This window comes from Paenibacillus tundrae, from assembly GCF_036884255.1.
Classification (GTDB): Bacteria; Bacillota; Bacilli; order Paenibacillales; family Paenibacillaceae; genus Paenibacillus.
In genome coordinates, this window is record NZ_CP145605.1 from 787,990 (window position 1) to 811,559 (window position 23,570).

Sequence of the window (23,570 nt, forward strand, 5' to 3'; positions counted from 1 at the left end):
GTTGAATAAAGTAAAAATATGAAATTGGAGGTAAGAACCTTGATTAATTTTCCATATTCAATTGAAGGCATTCCACTTTTCGAGTTAATTGGTAAAGAAGTTATTGTGAACTACGTTAATAATAAAAAACCAGCATATTTAAAGACAAAAAATGATTCTAAACGTTTATCTGGTGATCGAAAGCCTGAGATCCTTTTAGACATTGAAAGTATTCCACAAACTAATGATTACAAAATCATTATCCTTATTCTACATCAACATAAAAAGTATGATGATGGCACTATCAGCACCCCATACAAATATGAGTTTCGGAAGTATATATGTAACAACTCTGATGTGAAAATCAGCCAAGTTAAAGGTGGAAGAATTCTTAATATAATCACACCTGAATGGCATGAAGTAATTAATTTTTTTCGCTACTACACAGAGGAATCACAAACGAAACTTGATGAAATTTTGGAATCAGAATTAGCAGAAGAGTAATTTAATGAATACACTCAATGGAATCGATATTTTATTTACATTATCTTATAAGAAGGATTGAGTAATAATGAGTAAAGATAAAGAAAGATTACGAGAGGGTTTACTCATCAGTTTTGAAGAGGGGATCATGAGTGGAGTTAAAGACAGAGCTAACTATAAGAAGCGATTAGATGATTTCGTAAACAGACAAAATGCAATGTGTGGAAATGAATCGGAGGGTTTCGCTTTGTTGGAAGTGTAATGGTACTGAAGTGTTATATCAGAATTTGTGTTTACCTTTGATCACTAACAATAAAAGAATAAAAAGTGTTAAGCTAATCGCGGCTATTTGTTCAATGTGTGGTGAAGAGTACATTAATGAACGCGAGGCTAGGCAAATAGAAGAAACAGTGAAGTTAATTAATGCTCACTGTGGTGTAGGAGACAACGGTGATAGAGAAAGCATTAACCAATGTGATGTTTGTAAAAGTGACAATGTTAATAATACTGCATTGGAAGTATTCCTAATTTCGAATAACTCTAAAATTGTATCTATTACTTTACAAGAGGATTTATTGTTTAGACTGCAATACAGTTTATTATGCAGATGATGGAGATCAGCTAACAATGGAACATTTAAGATATTTTTACCTTACAAAGTAATTAAGAAAGCTTAAATGAGGTGAGGATTTGGATCGTGAAGATTTACCTGAAAATATAGTTAAGCATCTTGCTGAAGAAATAAAGACTTTTTCTGAGAATGTAAATTCAACTTTGTCCATTATGAATCACCGAATCATTGCAGTAGAAAAATTGATGTGGAAAATTGAAAGGAAACTGATAGATCAGGATAGATTCCTAAAGTTATTGTCCAGTAATGAACTCATAGATAGATTGGTAACGATGAAGTATTTTGATAGTAAAATTAAACCTTTCCATTTGCAAAGTGAAGAATATCAAAGGTCAAGTGCTGAGGCTATGCACGACAATGAGAATGATTAAGTATTAAGTATTAAGTAGGCATTCCTGTAAGCCAGAATAGTGGGAGTGCCTACTTTAATATGGATTAATGTTGTTGAAGTATGTAATCATAAGAAAAGTGATGTTATACTACTGAAGGATACGGATTTGAATAGTAACTACATATTTAAGAAAATGATGAAATAGAAATTAAGCTTTATTTGAGAGCGCTAACATATATGGGAGTGGTTGAATAAAGCGCGAATGTTTACTTAGTAATACTTTTACCCTGTATACCATAAAGAACTTTAATAATAATTAAAAATATTGAGCAATAATTAAGGGCTTAATATATACAGCAATTCCAATTCAAGTACTTACTAAAAGGATGAATGTAATGGAATTTCCTAAACAACAAATGGATATATTATTAGAAGAAAAGAATTTTGATGAAATGGAAAGACTTCTGTTAGATATGTTAAAAAAGGATCATTTTAATTCTGATGTTAATTATTATTTAGGGTTAATGTATTCTAATTATTATAATTCTAATAAGTCGGAAGAAAAAGCAAAGGAGTTTTTCCTTAATGTGATTAGTTCTGAGTATGTCTATGAATATGCTTATATTTATTTAGAAAGAAAAGAGAGGAACAAGAATAAGTCAATAAGATTATTAGAAGCGGGATTAAAGGTATTTCCGCATAGTGCTGAACTTAATGAACGACTATTAATTCAATTAGAAGGTGATTCTAAAGAGGGGTTCTATAAGAGGTTGATTTCTGCTGGGATATCTACAAATGAAATTAATTCTTATATGATGAACTACTATTATGATAATCAAAAATATAATGAAGCAATTGAAGCATCAAAAAGTATTTTAAAAAAAACCGATATGGAGATATTATTTATTAGATTACACAATGCCTACTGCTTTTACAAATTGGATGAAATTGGTGAAGCGATAAAGTATCTTGAGAATCTAATAAATATGGATATAAAGCATGATTTGAACTATGCTCAACATGTAGGACTGATCCTTTGTTATCTACATGAGGATAATAATGAGAAAGCTTTTGAAATCTTCGGAGAAATTCCAGAGGATTATGAGATTGGTTTGGACATAATACTTTACCCACACTTCTCCTTCTCTTTTGAAAAAGAGTTTAACGAGACTGTGTTTAAATTGGAGCAGTTGAATAATGATAAATTAGTATTGGCTAAATTGAAAGGACTCCGTGGTCTATCTCGATTGAGTAATGAAAATAGCAAGGCTGACGAAAAAAAAATAATTAAAGATTTAGGATTTGCTCAAAAATATCTGAAAAACAATCTTACGTATACTCAAAAACTAAAAGAGTTTGCAGAAGAATCAAATAAAAATTTAGAAGCCTTCAAATTAGCTATTTATACAATACGCCATGGATATGAAAAATATAAAGAGGATCTTGAAAATGAATATTATTGGGATTTTATAAATAACTGTAGAGAAGACGAGATAATAGGTATGAAAGAAAGTCTAATTCAAGTTTTGAGAGGTGCAGCCTATCTAAAAAATGACTTCTCAGGGGAAGTAATCACACAGTTGATTGAAAGACTTTATGATTTTAAAAAGTTTAAAGATATTACTGAGATTGCTGAAGAGTTAGGATATAAAAAATTAAACAAGTACATTTTGTTTGAGGTAGCGTATTCATATTCCAAAATTGATGAGATTGAGATATCTAAACAGTATTATGAGAAATACGAAGCGGAGAATGGAAAGAGTAATGCTTCTTCAAATAACATTGGAGTAATTCTGAGAAAAGAAGGATTACTTTTTGAAGCACAACAAAGATTTAAAATAGCAGTTGAATTAGATCCCAAGGACAAGACTGCTTTGGAAAATTATAAAAGTACAACTAAAATGATAAGTGAGAGGGAACATGAACAGGAAGTCTTAAGGAAAGCAGCCCAGCAATTTTCAAATGAGAACGCATGGATCAAAGGTAAACTACTTTCATTCTCAAAATATCAGGATAACGAAGGCTTTATCATATGTTCTTATAAAAAATTGCCTTATTTCCTAAATGTTTCTGAGATTAAAGCCAATGAATTACTAAAGAGTTTTCTTGAAAATAAGTATTTATTTAAAATTACTGACCATAATCTGAATACGACAAGTTCAGTTTATCGGATAAACTCAGAGATTGCATTCATATTAATAGATTTAGAGAAGGAAGGCGAAAAAGAGAGTGATTTAATCGGAATTGCTGAGAGTATTACGTTGAATAGTTTTCGGAATTTGGGGTTTGATGAAAAATTAATTTCAGCGCTCGATAAAATCTCTAATCCTGATTTAAGAGCTATGTTAGAACGAGATTTAAACGAAAATATCCTTAGTTTAAGTACAAAATCATTTAAGTCGGCGTTAATATTGAGTGGTAGCATTATTGAAGCGGTTCTTCTCGATCATATTTCAGCGAAAGATATCACTCAATATACAATGGAAAACGGGAGAAATAAGAAAGTAGCTCAAATGGATTTGAATGAGCTACTCTACATTTCTAATCAGGAAAACTTTATTGATATACAACTATACTATCTATCCCACGCAATACGTGGGTTTAGAAACTTAATACATCCTGGTGTTGAACAAAGAAAACGTTCAGTAGTAGTAAATGAAGAAAATGCAATGCTGGCATGGAGTATTGTTAAAAAGGTTATTTTAGAAATTTAACAACAATTTTTTACTCTAGCGATTTGTAAGGATAAATTAGATTGAGAACGGACACTCTCTTCGGCATGCTTATAAATTACACTTCACATAAGACGTTGAGGTAAATGTAATAAATTAAACGCACCTGACTGTTGAATAGCGGTCTAGTGTGTTTTTTTGTCTGTGACTCTTGGAAAGAATCTGATGGGGTAATTAAAATGAGTTCAAGAAATTGAAAAACCTTATGTTTTATAGGTTAACAAAGCTTCGAGATTGGCGATGATCATGATTGGATAATTTCGAATGGGTCGTCTTTAGTATATTGACAGGACAAGACAAATTTATTTAAAAGGTAATATTTATTAGGTTTGGAAAAATCAGAGGTTAAATAAAAAATGTGTTGAATGATGCCCTTAGAGAGCAGGTTTAGTGACTTGCGTATCCCACTTTGCTAGTCTGATCTGTTCTGGCAAATATCCCACTGCCATGCTTCCGATATGGCTAGTTGTACTTCTTAAGATAGTGGGGTTCTCATATTTCATTTAAGTAATTTCACAAAAACGTTTGTTGTAAATAGTTTAAAAGCTTGATATAGGAATATTGTAGAAATATATGTAATTCATATAGTATAATAGGCGTATTAAAAAGGGTGAAAAGAACCATATTCGGAGGTATTCAAAATGTCGAAAGACTTATATTCATTACGGTGTCAGGATTTGCATAATGCAGTTCATACGAATGTGGATTCTACGAGCGGTTATCTTACTGACTACACAGCTACTAGATTGACTGGTATGGCTGGTCAGGTAATTTCGACAATACATGGAATGGATGTTGTTGACTACCAAAAATTCCAACCGATTGCAGCCCACCAGTATGGCATTGATGCTATGTGGTTAACAAATGTTTTTGAAGTATTGCAAGAATGTGATTTAGTACAAGTAAATGGATCTAGGCTTAAACCTGAAAGTATACATGTCAAATCAAAATACTTCAAAAGCAATTATGATATTCTTTCCGCGCATCTAGTGGAGGACATGAAACCCCAGGAGATAGAAATCGGGACTGTGGACATACTGCAAAGATTGTCAGTTAGTCCACTAACATTAGACGATGTTAAACAGCATTACAATCTATCTGATGATGAAGCAGCGAAATTAAAGCTATTTGGAACGGAATCACAGTTATTTCAATTCACTGAAATTGAAGAGGGTAATCACATTATCAGCACACCGATGTACTGGGACGAGAATGCAACTATTGCACATGATATAATAAAACAAACATCGCCACAGATGTTTACTGATGCAATGACAGCAGTGAAAAAATATCAGGGATTTCCTGTTAGTACAAACAAAGATCCGGTTATGCAAGCTCTGGTCGCGAAGGGAATATTGCCTACGCCTACTATCTTAATGGATGGTACACAACACCCGTTTCTCTTTACACCATATAATACTTCTCCAGAAGAGAAAATAATTCTGGAAAAGGCTAGAGATATTTTGGCGTGTGTTAGATGTGGGCAGCACTTTGCTAAATATCCAATAAATAATCCATTTTATATCTTGAATGCACTCATTAACAGTGTTAATGATTTTTCCCTACGCTCGACTACAGTCGCAAGAGAACAATATTTTTTATTAGCTTCAAAAGGTATTGGAACTCTTACACACACAGGGAACAACTGGTATTCCTTTAAGCTTATCGATACACCTGAAAATATTAAAGCTGTTAAACTGGCAATACAACTCTTGGATCATGGTGAACAGGTTGAAAACGTTTCAAATGGAAAACATCAGATTCAGCAGTTTTTGGGCACAAGAGGTACAAGTTTAAGTAATTTCAAATCGATTAAAGAATCAAATAAAAAGAAAGATATTTCTCCTGAAGTTGCTAAAGAACTGATGAGTTGTATTCAAGGGGCATATACCTATAAAGGAGGGAAACGATAAGTTGGACAATGAAAAGGGGACTAGTAGGGATAGCGAAGTGGTCAAAAGATCTGGTTTTAAGCAGCTTGAGCTTCCTCTTGGCGATATAAAACCAGTGAGGAGATATTCAACAAAAGGGAGCAACAACTCATCGATTACCGGCGTCGATGTATCAAAAGGTTCAGAAAGTAAAGATCTTGCTGGATCCAAACCATCAGCGCCTAAAAGAATTGAAGGTAAAACTCCATTAAGAGATAAAGATGAGGTGACGGTATCTCCTCAAACTAATGTAGATGAAAAGGCAAGTCTACAAATAGAAGAGAATTTCAAAAGTCTTACTAGCCAACAGAAGAGTAATTCAACTTCCCCTAAAAGAAGTTCGAGTTACAGAAAAAACGCTCCTCCTACCCCTAGAAATAAACAACCTGCTGAGCTAGATATGGAGTTGAAGATAAGTTTCAAAAAAATTCTGTGGAACATGGGTTATTATGGACGGATCGATGTTAAAATGGCAAGTTTCGGGGAGTACGAGAATGTTGGCAGAAGAGATGGCATTGGAGAGATAACTGATATTGATGTCTGGGGTTTCAGTATTCAAGAAGATTTTCAAATAAGTAATCTAATAGTTGATTGCAAGAATGGGGAAAACGTTAGTCCTTCTAATAGAATCTTTTGGCTCAAAGGTATTATGGAGCACGTTGGCAACTCAAAGGGATATATGGTTATGGGCAAAAAAGTGATACCAACAAATTTACGCGAAATTGGTGATAGATTTAATATATCATTAATGGATGGCAAAAATATTACTGCTCTTGAAAGAATATATTCTATTGATTTAATTGAAAATACCGAAATTTTCTCTGAAGAAAACTTTCATAAACAAGAAAGAATATCGGAAAAATCAATTAATGAGCTTCTTGATTATCGTAAATATCATTATTGGATGGATGGAGACCACACGAAAATACACAATACTCTGAATCTTCTGACTAAATATTCTGAGAAACTATACCCTACGAATAAAAATCACCAAATGCTTTCTATTGACTTTGCTATTCTATTGACGATAGCAATCTTCAATTTATGTAGCTATATTATGAGAACCTCTTTAAGCGATGTCAGAACTGGAGCCTTAATATTTCTATATGATGGGGTCTACAATCTTGACAAATACAAGTCAGTATTAGAATTAGTGAATAACATTTTTAAATCAACAGTTAACAACTACGAGGAACTTAAACAATTCCTAGATTTTAAGCCTAGTTTTTTTGAATCTCTTGTTGAACTTTGCATAACAATCCTGAGACGACCAAGAGAATCAAAGGATTTATTGAGGTATATGGACGTTGTGATGTATTCAGTTATTATGCCTAAGAAGGAAGACAAGAAATCGATTAAGGATGTCTTTGGGGACGATTATAACGAAATTACTGTTAAATTAATGTTTGATATATTTGATTTTATTCAGGAAAATACAGGTTTAAATAAAATGATGTTTCCTAGGAATATTATAATGGGGATAAATGAATCATAAGCTGAAAAAACGGCTATAAACTGCGTAGTATAAAAAAACTGATATATGTCGTGTATGACGTGATATCCAAACTACCAGCAAACGAATGAGTAGGAGTATTTCTCATTGTTTATATTTCACAATAACAACTACTATATTGCTTCTGTAGCGGCAATGTTCTTGACTACTGAAGTAGCTGTTGGATATTTTATTAAGCTCCTATTACGCCAAGTTTGTTTTAAGTGTATTAGAAGTTTTTTTACAAAATTCAGCTTGTTTTTATTATGTTCACCCGCTACAATTGATCTATAAAATAACACAATAATAGACATGTAATGACCTAATATTAAGCGGTTAATGGGTGATGCACGTACGTATTCCTACACTGTAGGTATCCGTGCTGTAACATCCATCGACGGTATGACAGCAGACTGGGCACGTATCCCTTGGGACGTATTGGAGAAAATCTCCGTGCGGATCGTGAACGAAGTGGACAACGTGAACCGTATCGTCTATGACGTAACTTCCAAACCACCTGCAACGATCGAGTGGGAATAGTTAAATAAACACTAGAGAAGCTTGGAGAGCCTTATTTCGATAAGGTTTCTGCCAAGCTTTTTTTGTGTTATGGCATGAATTAAAAATAACAATTCTGTCTATTTGTTCAACGTCAAGGTATAGTATATGCATTGTTAATTAGCATTCTTTGTGAAGAAGGTTGTAGTTAAAACAGGAGGTATCTATTCATGAATTTTCAGTTTTATCCTAAGAATATAAGGATTACACCACATTTGAATAACGTGGTTAAAGTGTTTGAGAAAATGGAGAATGAAATAGCAACAGAATCTAGAAATTATAAAAGTAATGAAATCCTAGCGGCTTGTAAGAATGGTCTTACTACCATTGGCTATAAAGTTGAGGGGAACCATAACGAAGGAAGTAAACATATAGAGGTTCCTGTATTGTTTGGTAGAAACAATGTGATGGAAAAATCTTTTCGAGCTGATGCATATAATAGTGAGGCGAAATCAGTTATTGAAGTCGAGGCTGGACGAGGAGTTTTGAATAATCAATTTTTAAAGGATTTATTTCAAGCTTGTATGATGCAGGATGTAGAATATCTCACTATAGCTGTATTAAATAAATATAGGATTCTTAATAACAATAAGACTAAATTTAGGGAGAATAATGATTTTGAAGAAGTGTGTAAATTCTTTGATGCTTTATACTCAAGTGAGCGGCTTAAGCTTCCACTAAAAGGTATTTTGGTTATCGGATATGATACTCCATTAACAGAGATTGTAGAATAGAGATTGACACAGGGTGCTCTATGTTCCGCCAGAAGATTTGCAATTGAATCCTGATGACAAGTTAATAACGAAGGGAGTATCGAGCATTTTATTTAGGATGGATGTCATGCCTACAATTTTTATCGACTAAAAAGTAGGAGAGGATCCAATATGATTAAATGTTTGACTTTAAGTAAAAAATTCGGATGCAGTGAGAGTATAAGGAAGTACATCTGAGCTTGGTGTTATTTCTTTTCTTTATCTCCTTTTTAGGCTTACTTCAGATTCTTTTCAGGTTTGAGTTCTATACTGAGTACATACTAAGGCAATTGGCTACTGAAAGGAGATTGAGTGTATGCGTAAAACCGACAATATGAGCAAATGGAAGATGGGCATTGGAAGTGCATTTCTGATGGTGATGCTGGCAGGATGCGGTTCGGGTGTGCAGGATCTGGCTTCCGGTTCTGGTGACTTTTCATTTGTGAACTTAGAGGCGGCGGACGCATCTTCCGATCAGACCAGAAACCAGGAAGTACCCTCTGAAGTTACAGCGAGCACAGATCAGGATCAAAACAAGCTACTTGATGCTTCACAGACAGTAATATAATCGATGTAGGATTGGTTTGGATAAATAGCTGACTATGTCACATCACAAGTTATTTTACAGGCATAATATTAAATTTTGCTCTAATAAAAGACAGGTTTGTTTATAAAAGAATAATTGTATTGTTCATCTTCTGCTCATGTGCCTATGAACACAAGCTACCTTTATCGAAGCATTGGTTGTGCTTTGAAAAGGGTAGCTTTTTAGTATGCATTTAACTATCCGAAACGATATGAAGTCTGACAAAATGGACATATTCTACTAGAAAAACAGCTGAGAAACTCGAAGGTAAATGGTTTGTAAATCGCTAACTTGGTTCTTTCTGTTAAATAATACGAACGATATAGAGGTAGTGTAGAAATAACATTCGTTTTTATCATTGACAAAATAGAACCCGCCCTCCTAAAATAGTGATGGGAAACAAACAAATAGCGCATACTAATTCGTATAATCCTGGGGATTGGCCCGGGAGTCTCTACGAGATCACCCTAATGATCTGGCTACGAAGAGGAGCAGGCTAAGCACATAAATTCTACATGATTGCGTCTTACATCATGCACGCACATTAGAATTTTTTTGTTCTTGGTTAAAAGGCAGTAGTGTCGGCCGCTCCTAGTCAAGCTGAGCTCTGGGGATATAACATCTTCAGGGTCATTTGTCGTTTTTCAATATGGCTTCAACATCTCTAAGGGGGAGTAAGTGAATTATGGATCGTTTCTTTAAACTCAAAGAAAACGGAACAAATGTTAGAACGGAGATTGTTGCGGGTCTGACCACCTTTATGACAATGGCTTACATTCTTTTTGTAAACACGTTGTTTCTAGGTTCTAGCGGGGCGGGAATGTCCGATAACGCAGTATTTTTTGCAACGGCCGTCGGCGCTGGATTAATGACGATTATTATGGGCTTGTTCGTAAATATTCCGATTGCGCTCGCACCGGGCATGGGATTGAACGCATACTTCATGACAGTGGTTCTTAGCTCGAATGGTGCAATTACTTGGCAGGCAGCTCTTGGAGCTGTGTTCCTTTCAGGTATCGTGTTCATCATTTTGACCGTGACTAGAGTACGTCAAATGCTGCTCGTTGCAGTACCGCAATCGATTAAAATGGCTATCACAGTCGGCATTGGTTTGTTTATTACAATTATCGGTTTCAAATTGGCTAACTTAGTAGCGGTAACGGTGAACGTAGCGCCAGATGCTGATCTGAGCCAGCCGATTCCGGGTAGTAGCTTCAACCTTTCACTCGGTAACTTCGTAACACATCACGATGCGCTGCTTGCTCTTATTGGCTTGCTGCTTATTGCTATTCTGATGGTTATGCGAATCAAAGGCGCTCTCTTGATTGGGATCGTGGCAACAACGTTGATCGGGATTCCGATGGGAGTTACTAATCTGAGTGGGTTGACTGGTGCAAGCTGGCTGCCTAATTTCAGTGACCTGGCTGTAGGACAGTTGGACTTAAAAGGGGCAATTAGCTTAGGTTTGTTTGAAATCATCTTTATCTTTACCTTTGTTGAATTGTTCGATACGTTCGGCACAATGGTAGGGACAGCAACACGTATGGGTATTATGAAAGATAAGAAAAAAGGCGAGAAAACGATCGGTAAAGCGATGCTCGTCGATGCAGTTGGTGTCAGCGCAGGTGCTGCACTGGGTACGAGTACAATTACTGCATATGTTGAGAGTGCTTCTGGTGTTGAAGCAGGTGGACGTACAGGACTGACTTCTGTAACTACGGGTCTATTGTTTATCCTTGCACTGTTCATCGCTCCACTGGCACTGGTTGTTCCTTCTGCTGCAACTGCTCCAGCGTTGATCATTGTAGGTGTATTGATGATGAGTCAGGTTCGCAGTATTGAATGGGATGACTTCCTACAAGCTTTCCCTGCATTCCTTACTATTGTGCTGATGCCTTTCACAGGTGGAATCGCGAACGGAATCTCTGCAGGTATCGTATCTTATGTAATCTTGGCGGTATTCAGCAACTTGGTAACAGAACGTAAAGTGAAAATTCACTGGTTAATGTGGATCTTAGCGATTATCGTAATATGCCGGTATGTATTTATGGGCGGCGAATAGTCGGGCGATTAGCAGTGAATACGTATCGAAATTGAAGAAGAAGCTAATGCGATGGTATCTTGCCAGAGTGTTAGCTTTTTTTGTTTCCTTCTATATAAATAAGAAGGGATTAAACATCGTCGATATGGTATGTGCTTATACTTTCACTTCAATGCCGGCGATTAAAGAGTGAAATATACATGCAGAGATAGTTGTAGTGTAGTAGCCGGAAAAAGGCGGACTATGAAACGATGGAGATATGAACTTGCGATGAGAATAAAGAGAAGGAGTTAGGTTCCGAATGATTAGAGTGAACTCAGGGAACGTATAATATAGAAACAATCATACTTAGGAAACTATATATTATAGAAGAAACTTATCTTCTGAGAGGAAGCGATTAAGAAAACGTAATTTATTTCAAAAAAAAGCTTGCGTTCTAAATCTGTACATGGTATATTCTAATTCCGGCCAAGAAAACACGAGAAACACGGTGCGGCAAGCAAACAAAATAAGCTTCGAAAGAAACTTAAAAAAGAGCTTGCAAAGTTGGTTCGGATGTGATAAGATATAAAAGTTGCTGACGAGAACGAATGTCGGCGCTGAAATAAGTTTGATCTTTGAAAACTGAACAACGAGTGAGTAACGATCTTGCTTGCAAGATCGACGCTGAGAAATCGGTACATGTCTTCGGACTGGATGATTTCGAAGCATAAATGAGATTTTTAATCTCGTCAGATTCAAAATGAGCTAATCGCTCTTTTCAATACTTTATTGGAGAGTTTGATCCTGGCTCAGGACGAACGCTGGCGGCATGCCTAATACATGCAAGTCGAGCGGACTTGATGAGAAGCTTGCTTCTCTGATGGTTAGCGGCGGACGGGTGAGTAACACGTAGGCAACCTGCCCTCAAGCTTGGGACAACTACCGGAAACGGTAGCTAATACCGAATACTTGTTTTCTTCGCCTGAAGAGAACTGGAAAGATGGAGCAATCTATCACTTGAGGATGGGCCTGCGGCGCATTAGCTAGTTGGTGAGGTAACGGCTCACCAAGGCGACGATGCGTAGCCGACCTGAGAGGGTGATCGGCCACACTGGGACTGAGACACGGCCCAGACTCCTACGGGAGGCAGCAGTAGGGAATCTTCCGCAATGGGCGAAAGCCTGACGGAGCAATGCCGCGTGAGTGATGAAGGTTTTCGGATCGTAAAGCTCTGTTGCCAGGGAAGAACGCTTAGGAGAGTAACTGCTCCTGAGGTGACGGTACCTGAGAAGAAAGCCCCGGCTAACTACGTGCCAGCAGCCGCGGTAATACGTAGGGGGCAAGCGTTGTCCGGAATTATTGGGCGTAAAGCGCGCGCAGGCGGTCATTTAAGTCTGGTGTTTAATCCCGGGGCTCAACCCCGGATCGCACTGGAAACTGGGTGACTTGAGTGCAGAAGAGGAGAGTGGAATTCCACGTGTAGCGGTGAAATGCGTAGATATGTGGAGGAACACCAGTGGCGAAGGCGACTCTCTGGGCTGTAACTGACGCTGAGGCGCGAAAGCGTGGGGAGCAAACAGGATTAGATACCCTGGTAGTCCACGCCGTAAACGATGAGTGCTAGGTGTTAGGGGTTTCGATACCCTTGGTGCCGAAGTTAACACATTAAGCACTCCGCCTGGGGAGTACGGTCGCAAGACTGAAACTCAAAGGAATTGACGGGGACCCGCACAAGCAGTGGAGTATGTGGTTTAATTCGAAGCAACGCGAAGAACCTTACCAGGTCTTGACATCCCTCTGACCGGTACAGAGATGTACCTTTCCTTCGGGACAGAGGAGACAGGTGGTGCATGGTTGTCGTCAGCTCGTGTCGTGAGATGTTGGGTTAAGTCCCGCAACGAGCGCAACCCTTATATTTAGTTGCCAGCACTTCGGGTGGGCACTCTAGATAGACTGCCGGTGACAAACCGGAGGAAGGTGGGGATGACGTCAAATCATCATGCCCCTTATGACCTGGGCTACACACGTACTACAATGGCCGGTACAACGGGCTGCGAAACCGCGAGGTGGAGCCAATCCCAACAAAGCCGGTCTCAGTTCGGATTGCAGGCTGCAACTCGCCTGCATGAAGTCGGAATTGCTAGTAATCGCGGATCAGCATGCCGCGGTGAATACGTTCCCGGGTCTTGTACACACCGCCCGTCACACCACGAGAGTTTATAACACCCGAAGTCGGTGGGGTAACCGCAAGGAGCCAGCCGCCGAAGGTGGGATAGATGATTGGGGTGAAGTCGTAACAAGGTAGCCGTATCGGAAGGTGCGGCTGGATCACCTCCTTTCTATGGAGAATCGTTTCCCGTAGCGGAAACATTCAAATATGCAGCTTAGCTGCAAAACTACTCACTCGTTGCTCAGTTTTGAGAGCTCAAACTCTCAAACAGCTTGCTTTTGCATGGAGCTTGTTCTTTGAAAACTAGATATCGAAACGAACGAAAATGCGAATTAGAACATTCCTTTTTAGCTGAACTTGTGCAAACAAGTTTTAATAAAAACGGTAGATTGCTGGAGCGAGTGATCGAAATGGAGCGACTTTTGGATTTGGACGTAGTCCAAACCAAGCGGAGCGACAGCTCGAACACGAGCGAATGGTTAAGCTACTAAGAGCACACGGAGGATGCCTAGGCGCTAGGAGCCGATGAAGGACGTGGCGAACAACGAAACTGCCTCGGGGAGCTGTAAGCAAGCTTTGATCCGGGGGTGTCCGAATGGGGAAACCCAGCTGGGGTAATTTCCAGTTACTCACAACTGAATACATAGGTTGTGTAGAGGCATACCAGGGGAACTGAAACATCTAAGTACCTTGAGGAAGAGAAAACAATAGTGATTCCGTCAGTAGCGGCGAGCGAACGCGGAGAAGCCCAAACCAGAGAGCTTGCTCTTTGGGGTTGTGGGACGTCTCACATGGAGTTACAAAGGAACCGGTTAAACGAAGAGGTCTGGAAAGGCCCGCCAAAGAAGGTAAAAGCCCTGTAATTGAAAGTCTGTTCCCTCCGAGACGGATCCCGAGTAGTGCGGGGCACGTGAAACCCCGTATGAATCCGGCAGGACCATCTGCCAAGGCTAAATACTTCCTAGCGACCGATAGTGAAGCAGTACCGTGAGGGAAAGGTGAAAAGCACCCCGGAAGGGGAGTGAAATAGAACCTGAAACCGTGTGCTTACAAAAAGTCAGAGCCCGTTTTAGGGGTGATGGCGTGCCTTTTGTAGAATGAACCGGCGAGTTACGTTCCCGTGCAAGGTTAAGGTGAAGAGCCGGAGCCGCAGCGAAAGCGAGTCTGAATAGGGCGATGTAGTACGTGGACGTAGACCCGAAACCGGGTGATCTACCCCTGTCCAGGGTGAAGGTGCGGTAACACGCACTGGAGGCCCGAACCCACGCACGTTGAAAAGTGCGGGGATGAGGTGGGGGTAGCGGAGAAATTCCAATCGAACTCGGAGATAGCTGGTTCTCCCCGAAATAGCTTTAGGGCTAGCCTCGGAAAACAGAGTCGTGGAGGTAGAGCACTGATTGGGTGCGGGGCCCGCAAGGGTTACCAAGCTCAGTCAAACTCCGAATGCCATAGACTTACTTCCGGGAGTCAGACAGTGAGTGCTAAGATCCATTGTCAAAAGGGAAACAGCCCAGACCATCAGCTAAGGTCCCCAAGTGTGTGTTAAGTGGGAAAGGATGTGGAGTTGCACAGACAACCAGGATGTTGGCTTAGAAGCAGCCACCATTTAAAGAGTGCGTAATAGCTCACTGGTCGAGTGACTCTGCGCCGAAAATGTAACGGGGCTAAACACACCACCGAAGCTATGGCTTGATGCTTTGCATCAGGGGTAGGGGAGCGTTGTATAAGGGTTGAAGGTGTACCGTAAGGAGCGCTGGACATTATACAAGTGAGAATGCCGGTATGAGTAACGAAAAGATCAGTGAGAATCTGATCCGCCGAAAGCCTAAGGGTTCCTGAGGAAGGCTCGTCCACTCAGGGTAAGTCGGGACCTAAGGCGAGGCCGAAAGGCGTAGTCGAAGGACAACAGGTCGAAATTCCTGTACCACCGTAAGCCGTTATGAGCAATGGGAGGACGCAGTAGGGTAGTGACGCAGACGGATGGATGTCTGTCCAAGCAGTGAGGCTGATGTGTAGGCAAATCCGCACATCATAAGGCTGGGCTGTGATGGGGAGTGAAAATTACAGTAGCGAAGGTCATGATCTCACACTGCCAAGAAAAGTCTCTAGCCAGGTGATGGTGCCCGTACCGCAAACCGACACAGGTAGGCGAGAAGAGAATTCTAAGGCGCGCGGAAGAACTCTCGTTAAGGAACTCGGCAAAATGACCCCGTAACTTCGGGAGAAGGGGTGCCCCGGTAGTGTGAATAGCACGAGGGGGCCGCAGTGAAAAGGCCCAAGCGACTGTTTAGCAAAAACACAGGTCTGTGCGAAGCCGTAAGGCGAAGTATACGGGCTGACGCCTGCCCGGTGCTGGAAGGTTAAGGGGAGCGGTTAGGAGCAATCCGAAGCTGTGAACCGAAGCCCCAGTAAACGGCGGCCGTAACTATAACGGTCCTAAGGTAGCGAAATTCCTTGTCAGGTAAATTCTGACCCGCACGAATGGCGTAACGACTTGGGCGCTGTCTCAACGAGAGATCCGGTGAAATTTTAATACCTGTGAAGATGCAGGTTACCCGCGACAAGACGGAAAGACCCCATGGAGCTTTACTGCAGCTTGATATTGAATTTGGGTACGATCTGTACAGGATAGGTGGGAGCCTTTGAAGCCGGAGCGCCAGCTTCGGTGGAGGCACCGTTGGGATACCACCCTGATCGTATCTAGGTTCTAACCTGGTACCGTAATCCGGTGCGGGGACAGTGTCAGGTGGGCAGTTTGACTGGGGCGGTCGCCTCCTAAAGAGTAACGGAGGCGCCCAAAGGTTCCCTCAGAATGGTTGGAAATCATTCGAAGAGTGCAAAGGCATAAGGGAGCTTGACTGCGAGACCTACAAGTCGAGCAGGGACGAAAGTCGGGCTTAGTGATCCGGTGGTACCGCATGGAAGGGCCATCGCTCAACGGATAAAAGCTACCCTGGGGATAACAGGCTTATCTCCCCCAAGAGTCCACATCGACGGGGAGGTTTGGCACCTCGATGTCGGCTCATCGCATCCTGGGGCTGAAGTAGGTCCCAAGGGTTGGGCTGTTCGCCCATTAAAGCGGTACGCGAGCTGGGTTCAGAACGTCGTGAGACAGTTCGGTCCCTATCTGTCGTGGGCGTAGGAAATTTGAGAGGAGCTGTCCTTAGTACGAGAGGACCGGGATGGACGTACCGCTGGTGTACCAGTTGTTCCGCCAGGAGCACCGCTGGGTAGCTATGTACGGACGGGATAAGCGCTGAAAGCATCTAAGCGTGAAGCCCCCCTCAAGATGAGATTTCCCAGTATGTAAGACCCCTTGAAGACGACGAGGTAGATAGGCTGGGGGTGGAAGTGCAGTAATGCATGGAGCTGACCAGTACTAATCGGTCGAGGGCTTATCCAATTAGCACGTTTTAAGTCGCAGACTTTCGTTTCGAATCTAGTTTTCAGAGAACAACACTCTGAAAGGTAAGCTAAGCTATGCGTTTGGTGGCGATGGCGGAGGGGTTCCACACGTACCCATCCCGAACACGACCGTTAAGCCCTCTAGCGCCGATGGTACTTGGACCGCAGGGTCCTGGGAGAGTAGGACGCCGCCAAGCAAAGAACCACTGCCGATGTTATTCGGTGGTGGTTTTTATTTATGTTTTGTAACAGCCTGATCTTGGATTGGGCTGTTTTTTTGTATTTATGTTGTAAACCTCATGTCGGATTAGAAGACCGTGCAAGTACCCGTAACCATAAGATTAAATTCAAACTATCCCGAATCGGGTTATGAATGCTTAAGGGCTTTTTGAGATATAGTAACAAAATGGTTGGATTATAGATCAATAATGGTCGTTCTCATTTAAGATGAATAGCGCTTGTTCCATTCCATTTTGGAATGATCGCTGCAATTTATTATTTATTAGTACCAGATACTAATAGTAGGTGCTATAATAATAAAAACACTAACGGAGGTGCTAGTATGAATCAATCAAAAGCGATAATCACCGCATTCGGAACGTATGTGCCAGAGCGCATCCTAAGTAATGCTGATCTGGAGAAAATGGTTGATACGAGCGATGAATGGATTGTACAACGTACTGGCATGAGAGAACGCCGAATCGCGGATGAAAACCAATATGTATCTGATTTGGCTACAAAAGCTGTCGAAGATATGATCGGTCGTTACCAGGTTAACGTAAATGATGTGGATATGATTCTATTTGCAACCAGCACACCTGAATATGCCTTTCCAAGTTCAGCATCCAGAGTACAGGCCAATCTTGGCATTCCGCATACAGGAGTACTTGATCTAAATGCTGCTTGTGCAGGATTTACGTATGGTATGCAAATGGCAGATAGCTTAGTAACAAGTGGAATGTATCGCAAGGTGCTCGTGATTGGGGCAGAGACTTTATCTAAAATTACGGATTATACCGACCGCACAACCTGTGTGCTATTTGGGGATGGAGCTGGTGCTTTTCTAGTGGAGAGATCTACTGAGGAAGGTAACTTTATAGCAGCAATCTCCGGAACGCACGGAGAAGGTGGGGTTCATTTATATAAGAGTGGCTTGTCGTCCGAGATGAATGGTTTACCTCTGAAGGTAGAGGGGAGCCTTGTTCAAAATGGTAGGGAAATCTACAAATGGGCTGTACGCATGATTCCTGAACAATTAAGCCATCTCATCGCGAAAGCAGAATTAGAGCCTGAGCAGATTGACTGGTTTGTGCCACACAGTGCCAATATGAGAATGATCGAGGCAGTCTGCGAGCGTGGCCCGATTCCTCTGAAACGAACGTTAACCAGTATGGAATACCGGGGGAATACGTCTGCTGCGTCCATCCCACTTGCATTGCAGCTTGCAGTGGATGAAGGAAAGCTGAAGCAAGGCCAACGAGTGGCGTTGTTTGGATTCGGAGGTGGCTTAACGTACTCGGGTCTCGTCCTGAAATGGGGCGTGCCAGACAGAGCCTAATTTCAAGCAACAGTCATTACAGTATAACGAAGAAGCTGGGGTATCGCTCAATGTAGAGCAGTACCCCAGCTTTCTATTTTTCGGTTATACTTTTTCCGTGATATCATTTAACCCTAATTTGAAAAATGAGTTGATGATCAGACATATAGGGTAATGGATTAATCGCATGTTTTCATTATTATTTTTACTTTACCATGAGCCGTAAGTTTAGGATGTGAACCTTTTACATGATAAAACGGGGCATCTACATATGGCTGAATATAATGATAGCAGAGTAGCTACAGACTAAGTCGGTAAAATAATTACGGTGTCAGCTCAGGCGCTTGACGGTGATGAGTACCTTGCTCATAGCTATATGCTAGCTTGATCAGTGTACCTTCGTCGAACGCACGTCCCAGGAACTCGATCCCTACTGGCAAGCCGTCAGTTGTGAAGCCTGCTGGAACTGTGATTGCTGGGAAACCAGAGAACGGACTGAGTCGGTTGTTACCACCGGAAGTTTGTCCTTCACCAATAAGACCAGCAGCCTGTGTGGATGTAGGATAGATAATGGCATCCAGGTTATGATCTGCCATGACTTTCAACAGTGACTCACGTGTAACTTGAGTACGTTTCAGAACGATGTCCTTATATTCTGTCGTCTCTAATGTTTCACGTGCATCTCGCGCTTTCATGGATTGCTCCTGCGCTTTGTCGAATTCTCCAGAAGCGATGATCTCAGACAGACTGTGGTAAGGAGCCTCTTCCCCTAAAGAATCAAGGTAGTCATTCAACTGGAATTTGAATTCATATCCACTGAGGCTGGGGTATTTATTGATCTCCGTCAGGTTCGGGATGGAGATTGGAACTGCGGTAGCACCGAGTGATTTAAGTTCCTCCACTGCATTATGGATGACATCAGCGACAGCCTTTTCTTCTGCTTTGGTGCTTGGAATCAGTTCTGGAGCAACACCAATACGTGCACCTTTAAGCCCGTTAACATCAAGGAAGTCTGTGTAACTGGAAGGGATTTTGCCTACAGCGTAAGCGGTAGCCACATCCTTTTTGTCATAGCCTACAGTAGCATCCAACATAATCGCGGCATCACTTACTGTGCGAGCCATAGGGCCACCAACATCCTGCGTCAACGCCAGTGGAATGATACCTTCACGACTGGACAGTCCGATCGTTGGACGAATACCTACGAGACTATTAAAGCTCGAAGGAATACGGATGGAGCCACCTGTATCTGTACCCAAGCCGGCAGCAGCGAAGTTTGAAGCAATTGCAGCTCCTGTTCCACCGCTAGAACCACCTGGATAGTGATCCAGTGCATAGGGGTTAAGCGTTTGTCCTCCTAGTGAGCTGGATGTTGTGATGCCAAAAGCAAACTCGTGCAGGTTCGTTTTACCTAATATAATAGCGCCTGCTGCCTTGAGTTTTTTCACTTGTTCAGCATCGTGAGCGGGAATGGAGTCTTTCAGACAGATACAGCCTGCAGTAGTTGGCATGTCATTGGTATCGAAGTTGTCCTTCACAAGAACTGGAATGCCATGCAACGGACCACGAGCACCCTGAGCTGCCCGTTCTGCGTCTAATTGCTCTGCGATTTGCAGTGCATCTGGGTTTATTGTGAGGACAGCGTTAATGCTGACTCCCTGATCATCGTATTTTTCAATACGATCCAGGTATTGTTGTACGAGTTCTTTGGATGTCAGTTTACCTTGCGTCATTGCCTTCTGGAGATCCATGATTGTGGCTTCTTCCAGAACGAATGGTTTTATGTAGTCATGTACACGGTCTTTTAATACAGCAACATCGTTCTCAGTTAGAATGGCGTTAGGTAGGAAGAGAGCATCCGTATACCCTTTCATCAGCCCAGCAGCGTTTAAAGAGGCTACAGCATCAGCATAATCGGCCTGTTCAGGTACATCCTTGAAGGAGATTGTGGCAGGGTCAAGTTTAAGCCATTGTTGCAAGGCTACGGCAGCATCCTTACGCTTAATGGTAGTGCCGGAGAGCTTGTCCATAGTAAAAGGCACGCCTGCAAGCGTAGCCGCTTCTTCCATGGCTCCTACGAATGTTGCAGCACTAGCTGGTGTTTTGGCCAAGGTTATCGTTGCAGTAGAGGTTTTACTAGCTGGAGTTGCTGTTGCAGCAAACGCTGAAGGTACGGCAGATCCTCCCCAAGTTGCAGCGATGACAGCACTCGCCATTAACAATGCCCCACTTTTTCTAAATACAGATCCATGATTAGTCATGGTTCCACGCTCCCTTCCTGTGTCTCAGATGATGTGTGTAAGCAATCTGTGAACATATGCTTTTGCACATTCTATATGCATGTCAGGTAATCTTACAATCCTAATATTTATCCGAAAAAACGCATACATAGTGACTTTTTATTTGAATTACTTATGATATCTCTTATTTTCATCAGCTCTAAAAAGATATCTTCATTGATAAATCGACTAAATATGACCTATACATAACATATGTATTACATAAAAGATTAGCATTGAAGTTACATGAAGCATGAAGTAAGCAAGTTGATAAAGGAAGGGCAAAAAGCATATGACCGCTGTGAAATGATATAATGGGAAAATAGAAACAGCAGAACTTTAAGTACATGTTCAAAAGGGCCAGTTCGAACAACCTCTTAACGTTTTACCAGAAAGGAAGAGATATGAATTGAAGACATTGGTACTCGCTGAAAAGCCGTCTGTCGCACGCGAAATAGCAAGGGTTATGGGTGCGCGTGATAAACATAAAAGTTATATTGAAGGACCAAAATACATCGTAACCTGGGCGCTTGGGCATCTTGTAGGTCTTGCAGAACCAGAGGATTATGACAAAAAATACGCAACATGGAATCTTGAAGATCTACCAATTCTGCCGGAGCGTACCAAGCTTAAAGTGCTTCGGGAAACGAATCATCAATACAAAGCGGTACAGCAATTAATGAAACGTCAGGATGTCGGAGAATTGGTCATCGCTACCGATGCAGCGCGTGAGGGAGAACTGCTCGCTCGGTGGATTATGCAGATGGCGCAATGGAAGAAGCCGTTTAAACGGTTGTGGATTTCTTCTCAGACAGATAAGGCAATTAAAGATGGATTTGCATCACTGAAGCCAGGCAGTCAATTCGATCGTCTCTATGAATCTGCACGCTGCCGTGCGGAAGCAGACTGGATGATTGGACTTAATGTAACGCGTGCGCTGACTGTTCGTTTTAATGCGCAGTTGTCAGCTGGTCGTGTTCAGACTCCAACCTTAGGCATGATTATGGATAGAGAAAATGAAATTAACGGATTTCGCTCACAGGAATATGAGACATTAACAGCAGATTTAGGTAGTTTTCAGGCCGTTTGGCGGGCAAGTGGCGGGGATTCTCGGATCTTTGACCCACAGGAAATGCAACAACTGAAGCAACGGATTGAAGGTCGTAAAGGTACTATCTCTCAAGTGAAGAAAAGTGAAAAGGTAGAGCCGCATCCACTAGCATACGATCTGACAGAACTACAGCGAGATGCCAACAGAAAATACGGTTTCTCTGCCAAACAAACATCAAATGTTCTACAGCGCTTGTATGAACAGCACAAACTTGTTACGTATCCGCGTACAGACAGCCGTTATTTGACCTCTGACATGGTGGGTACGCTTAAAGAGCGGCTAGAGAGTGTAGCTATTGGACCTTATGCCTCTATCGCACGTCCTTTGCTACGCAAAAACCTGAATATCACTAAACGCATCGTGGACGACAGTAAAGTAACAGACCACCATGCTATCATTCCGACGGAGCAGACTGTGCTACTGAATCAGCTTAGTCCAGAGGAACGTAAGCTGTATGACCTCATTGTTCGTCGTTTCATCAGTTTGTTCTATCCAGCGGCTAGGTACGACTCTGTAGCGATCACCGTTCAGGTTGGCAATGATTCATTCCATGCCAAAGGCACAACCGTGAAAGACAGTGGATGGCGTGAAGTATATGGTGGGGATTATAGCGATGACGACGATGACCGTACAGATGATGATGCTAACCATGAGCGTGTGCTTCTGCCAGATGTGCAGCAAGGACAGTCTGTAACCGTTCAGCGTTGTCATGTTAAGAGTGGACGGACGATGCCGCCTAAACGGTACACCGAAGCAGCTCTGCTCTCTCAGATGGAGAAACATGGACTTGGCACGCCAGCTACACGGGCAGATATCATTGAGAAACTGGTGAGCTCCGATACGATTGATCGTCAAGGTAACAGCATGCACCCAACAGGTAAAGGGAAACAGTTATTTGAGCTTGCTGCTCCGCAGCTTCGCACCCCGGAACTAACGGCGCGTTGGGAAGCGGAACTCGAGCGGATTGCTCGCGGGCAAGGTAAACCAGGTCCCTTCCTGGACAGTATTCGTTCGATGGCGAAAGAATTGGTGTCAACGGTCAAAGGCAGCAAAGCTGAATACAAGCCTCATAATGTATCCAATAGTCACTGTCCTGACTGTAACGCACGATTGCTAGAGAAAAAAGGAAAGCGCGGCAAATTCTTAGTTTGTCCTACAGAGGACTGTGGTTATCGCCGCTCAGCAGAGAAGAGATTGTCGAACCGCCGCTGCGCACAGTGTCACAAAAAGATGGAGATCAAAGAAGGCAAAGCGGGATTATACGTGCAGTGCCTGCCTTGTGGAATCACGGAGACATTAGATAAAGACAAAAAGCATGTGAACAAACGCGAACAGCAGAAGCTGGTGAAGCAATATGCGAAACAGGAATCCATCGGTTCCAATCTCGGTGATTTGCTGAAGGCGGCTATGGAGAAGAAAGGGAACTAAAGGGATAGAAGTATCTTTTAATTCTAGAATACTGGATCAAAATCTTCAGAGCTTCTCCAGTCTCTTCCTTGAATTTTCTTAAACGAATGCGTACCACTTCCCAAGCGTAGGCACATCTTCGTATAAGATCCTCCTTTTTCAG

General features: G+C 41.7%; 12 protein-coding genes, 3 rRNA genes, 1 pseudogene and 1 riboswitch. Of the genes and pseudogenes, 15 read left to right on the forward strand and 1 reads right to left on the reverse strand.

The window, feature by feature from the left end:
* Positions 1–39: 39 nt before the first annotated feature.
* The 14 genes and pseudogenes from V6W81_RS03600 to V6W81_RS03665 all read left to right on the forward strand — a co-directional run bounded on the left by V6W81_RS03600 (position 40) and on the right by V6W81_RS03665 (position 18,631).
* Positions 40–483, forward strand: a complete 444-nt coding sequence (locus V6W81_RS03600) for a hypothetical protein (RefSeq protein WP_338541577.1) — start codon at positions 40–42, stop codon at positions 481–483.
* A gap of 67 nt (positions 484–550) precedes the next feature.
* Positions 551–724 carry a hypothetical protein gene (locus V6W81_RS03605; protein WP_338541578.1) on the forward strand — a complete coding sequence of 58 codons (174 nt, stop codon included), beginning with the start codon at positions 551–553 and terminating at the stop codon, positions 722–724.
* A gap of 428 nt (positions 725–1,152) precedes the next feature.
* Positions 1,153–1,464, forward strand: coding sequence for a hypothetical protein (locus V6W81_RS03610; protein ID WP_338541579.1), 312 nt, complete (start codon positions 1,153–1,155; stop codon positions 1,462–1,464).
* A gap of 355 nt (positions 1,465–1,819) precedes the next feature.
* Entirely contained in the window at positions 1,820–4,138 is a 2,319-nt protein-coding gene (locus V6W81_RS03615; protein ID WP_338541580.1) for a tetratricopeptide repeat protein, read from the forward strand.
* Positions 4,139–4,797: 659 nt separating this feature from the next.
* The gene (locus V6W81_RS03620; protein WP_338541581.1) at positions 4,798–6,069 is read left to right on the forward strand and encodes a hypothetical protein; all 1,272 of its coding nucleotides are present in this window, start codon (positions 4,798–4,800) and stop codon (positions 6,067–6,069) included.
* Between the two features lies 1 nt (position 6,070).
* Positions 6,071–7,582, forward strand: a complete 1,512-nt coding sequence (locus V6W81_RS03625) for a hypothetical protein (RefSeq protein ID WP_338541582.1) — start codon at positions 6,071–6,073, stop codon at positions 7,580–7,582.
* Between the two features lie 333 nt (positions 7,583–7,915).
* A pseudogene (locus tag V6W81_RS03630) lies at positions 7,916–8,119 on the forward strand (glutamine-hydrolyzing GMP synthase); the annotation flags it as partial.
* Between the two features lie 188 nt (positions 8,120–8,307).
* Positions 8,308–8,871 (forward strand): hypothetical protein, encoded by a 564-nt coding sequence (locus V6W81_RS03635; RefSeq protein ID WP_338541583.1) that lies wholly within the window; start codon positions 8,308–8,310, stop codon positions 8,869–8,871.
* A gap of 334 nt (positions 8,872–9,205) precedes the next feature.
* Entirely contained in the window at positions 9,206–9,457 is a 252-nt protein-coding gene (locus V6W81_RS03640) for a hypothetical protein (RefSeq protein ID WP_338541584.1), read from the forward strand.
* A 420-nt stretch (positions 9,458–9,877) separates the two neighbouring features.
* Positions 9,878–9,977, forward strand: a riboswitch (purine riboswitch).
* 183 nt (positions 9,978–10,160) lie between these two features.
* Entirely contained in the window at positions 10,161–11,537 is a 1,377-nt protein-coding gene (locus tag V6W81_RS03645; RefSeq protein WP_056699874.1) for an NCS2 family permease, read from the forward strand.
* Positions 11,538–12,284: 747 nt separating this feature from the next.
* A 16S ribosomal RNA gene (locus V6W81_RS03650) occupies positions 12,285–13,837 on the forward strand.
* A 308-nt stretch (positions 13,838–14,145) separates the two neighbouring features.
* A 23S ribosomal RNA gene (locus tag V6W81_RS03655) occupies positions 14,146–17,071 on the forward strand.
* 82 nt (positions 17,072–17,153) lie between these two features.
* Positions 17,154–17,270, forward strand: a 5S ribosomal RNA gene (gene rrf / locus V6W81_RS03660).
* Together the 16S, 23S and 5S rRNA genes form the textbook arrangement of a ribosomal RNA operon.
* Positions 17,271–17,635: 365 nt before the next feature.
* The gene (locus V6W81_RS03665) at positions 17,636–18,631 is read left to right on the forward strand and encodes a ketoacyl-ACP synthase III (protein ID WP_338541585.1); all 996 of its coding nucleotides are present in this window, start codon (positions 17,636–17,638) and stop codon (positions 18,629–18,631) included.
* A 302-nt stretch (positions 18,632–18,933) separates the two neighbouring features.
* On the opposite strand, the gene V6W81_RS03670 is transcribed toward V6W81_RS03665, so the two are convergent.
* The gene (locus V6W81_RS03670) at positions 18,934–20,871 is read right to left on the reverse strand and encodes an amidase family protein (protein WP_338541586.1); all 1,938 of its coding nucleotides are present in this window, start codon (positions 20,869–20,871) and stop codon (positions 18,934–18,936) included.
* Between the two features lie 427 nt (positions 20,872–21,298).
* Here V6W81_RS03670 and V6W81_RS03675 point away from each other — a divergent pair, with 427 nt between their 5' ends.
* Complete coding sequence (locus V6W81_RS03675) at positions 21,299–23,428, forward strand: DNA topoisomerase III (protein ID WP_338541587.1); 2,130 nt, start codon at positions 21,299–21,301, stop codon at positions 23,426–23,428.
* The last annotated feature ends 142 nt before the right edge of the window (positions 23,429–23,570 follow it).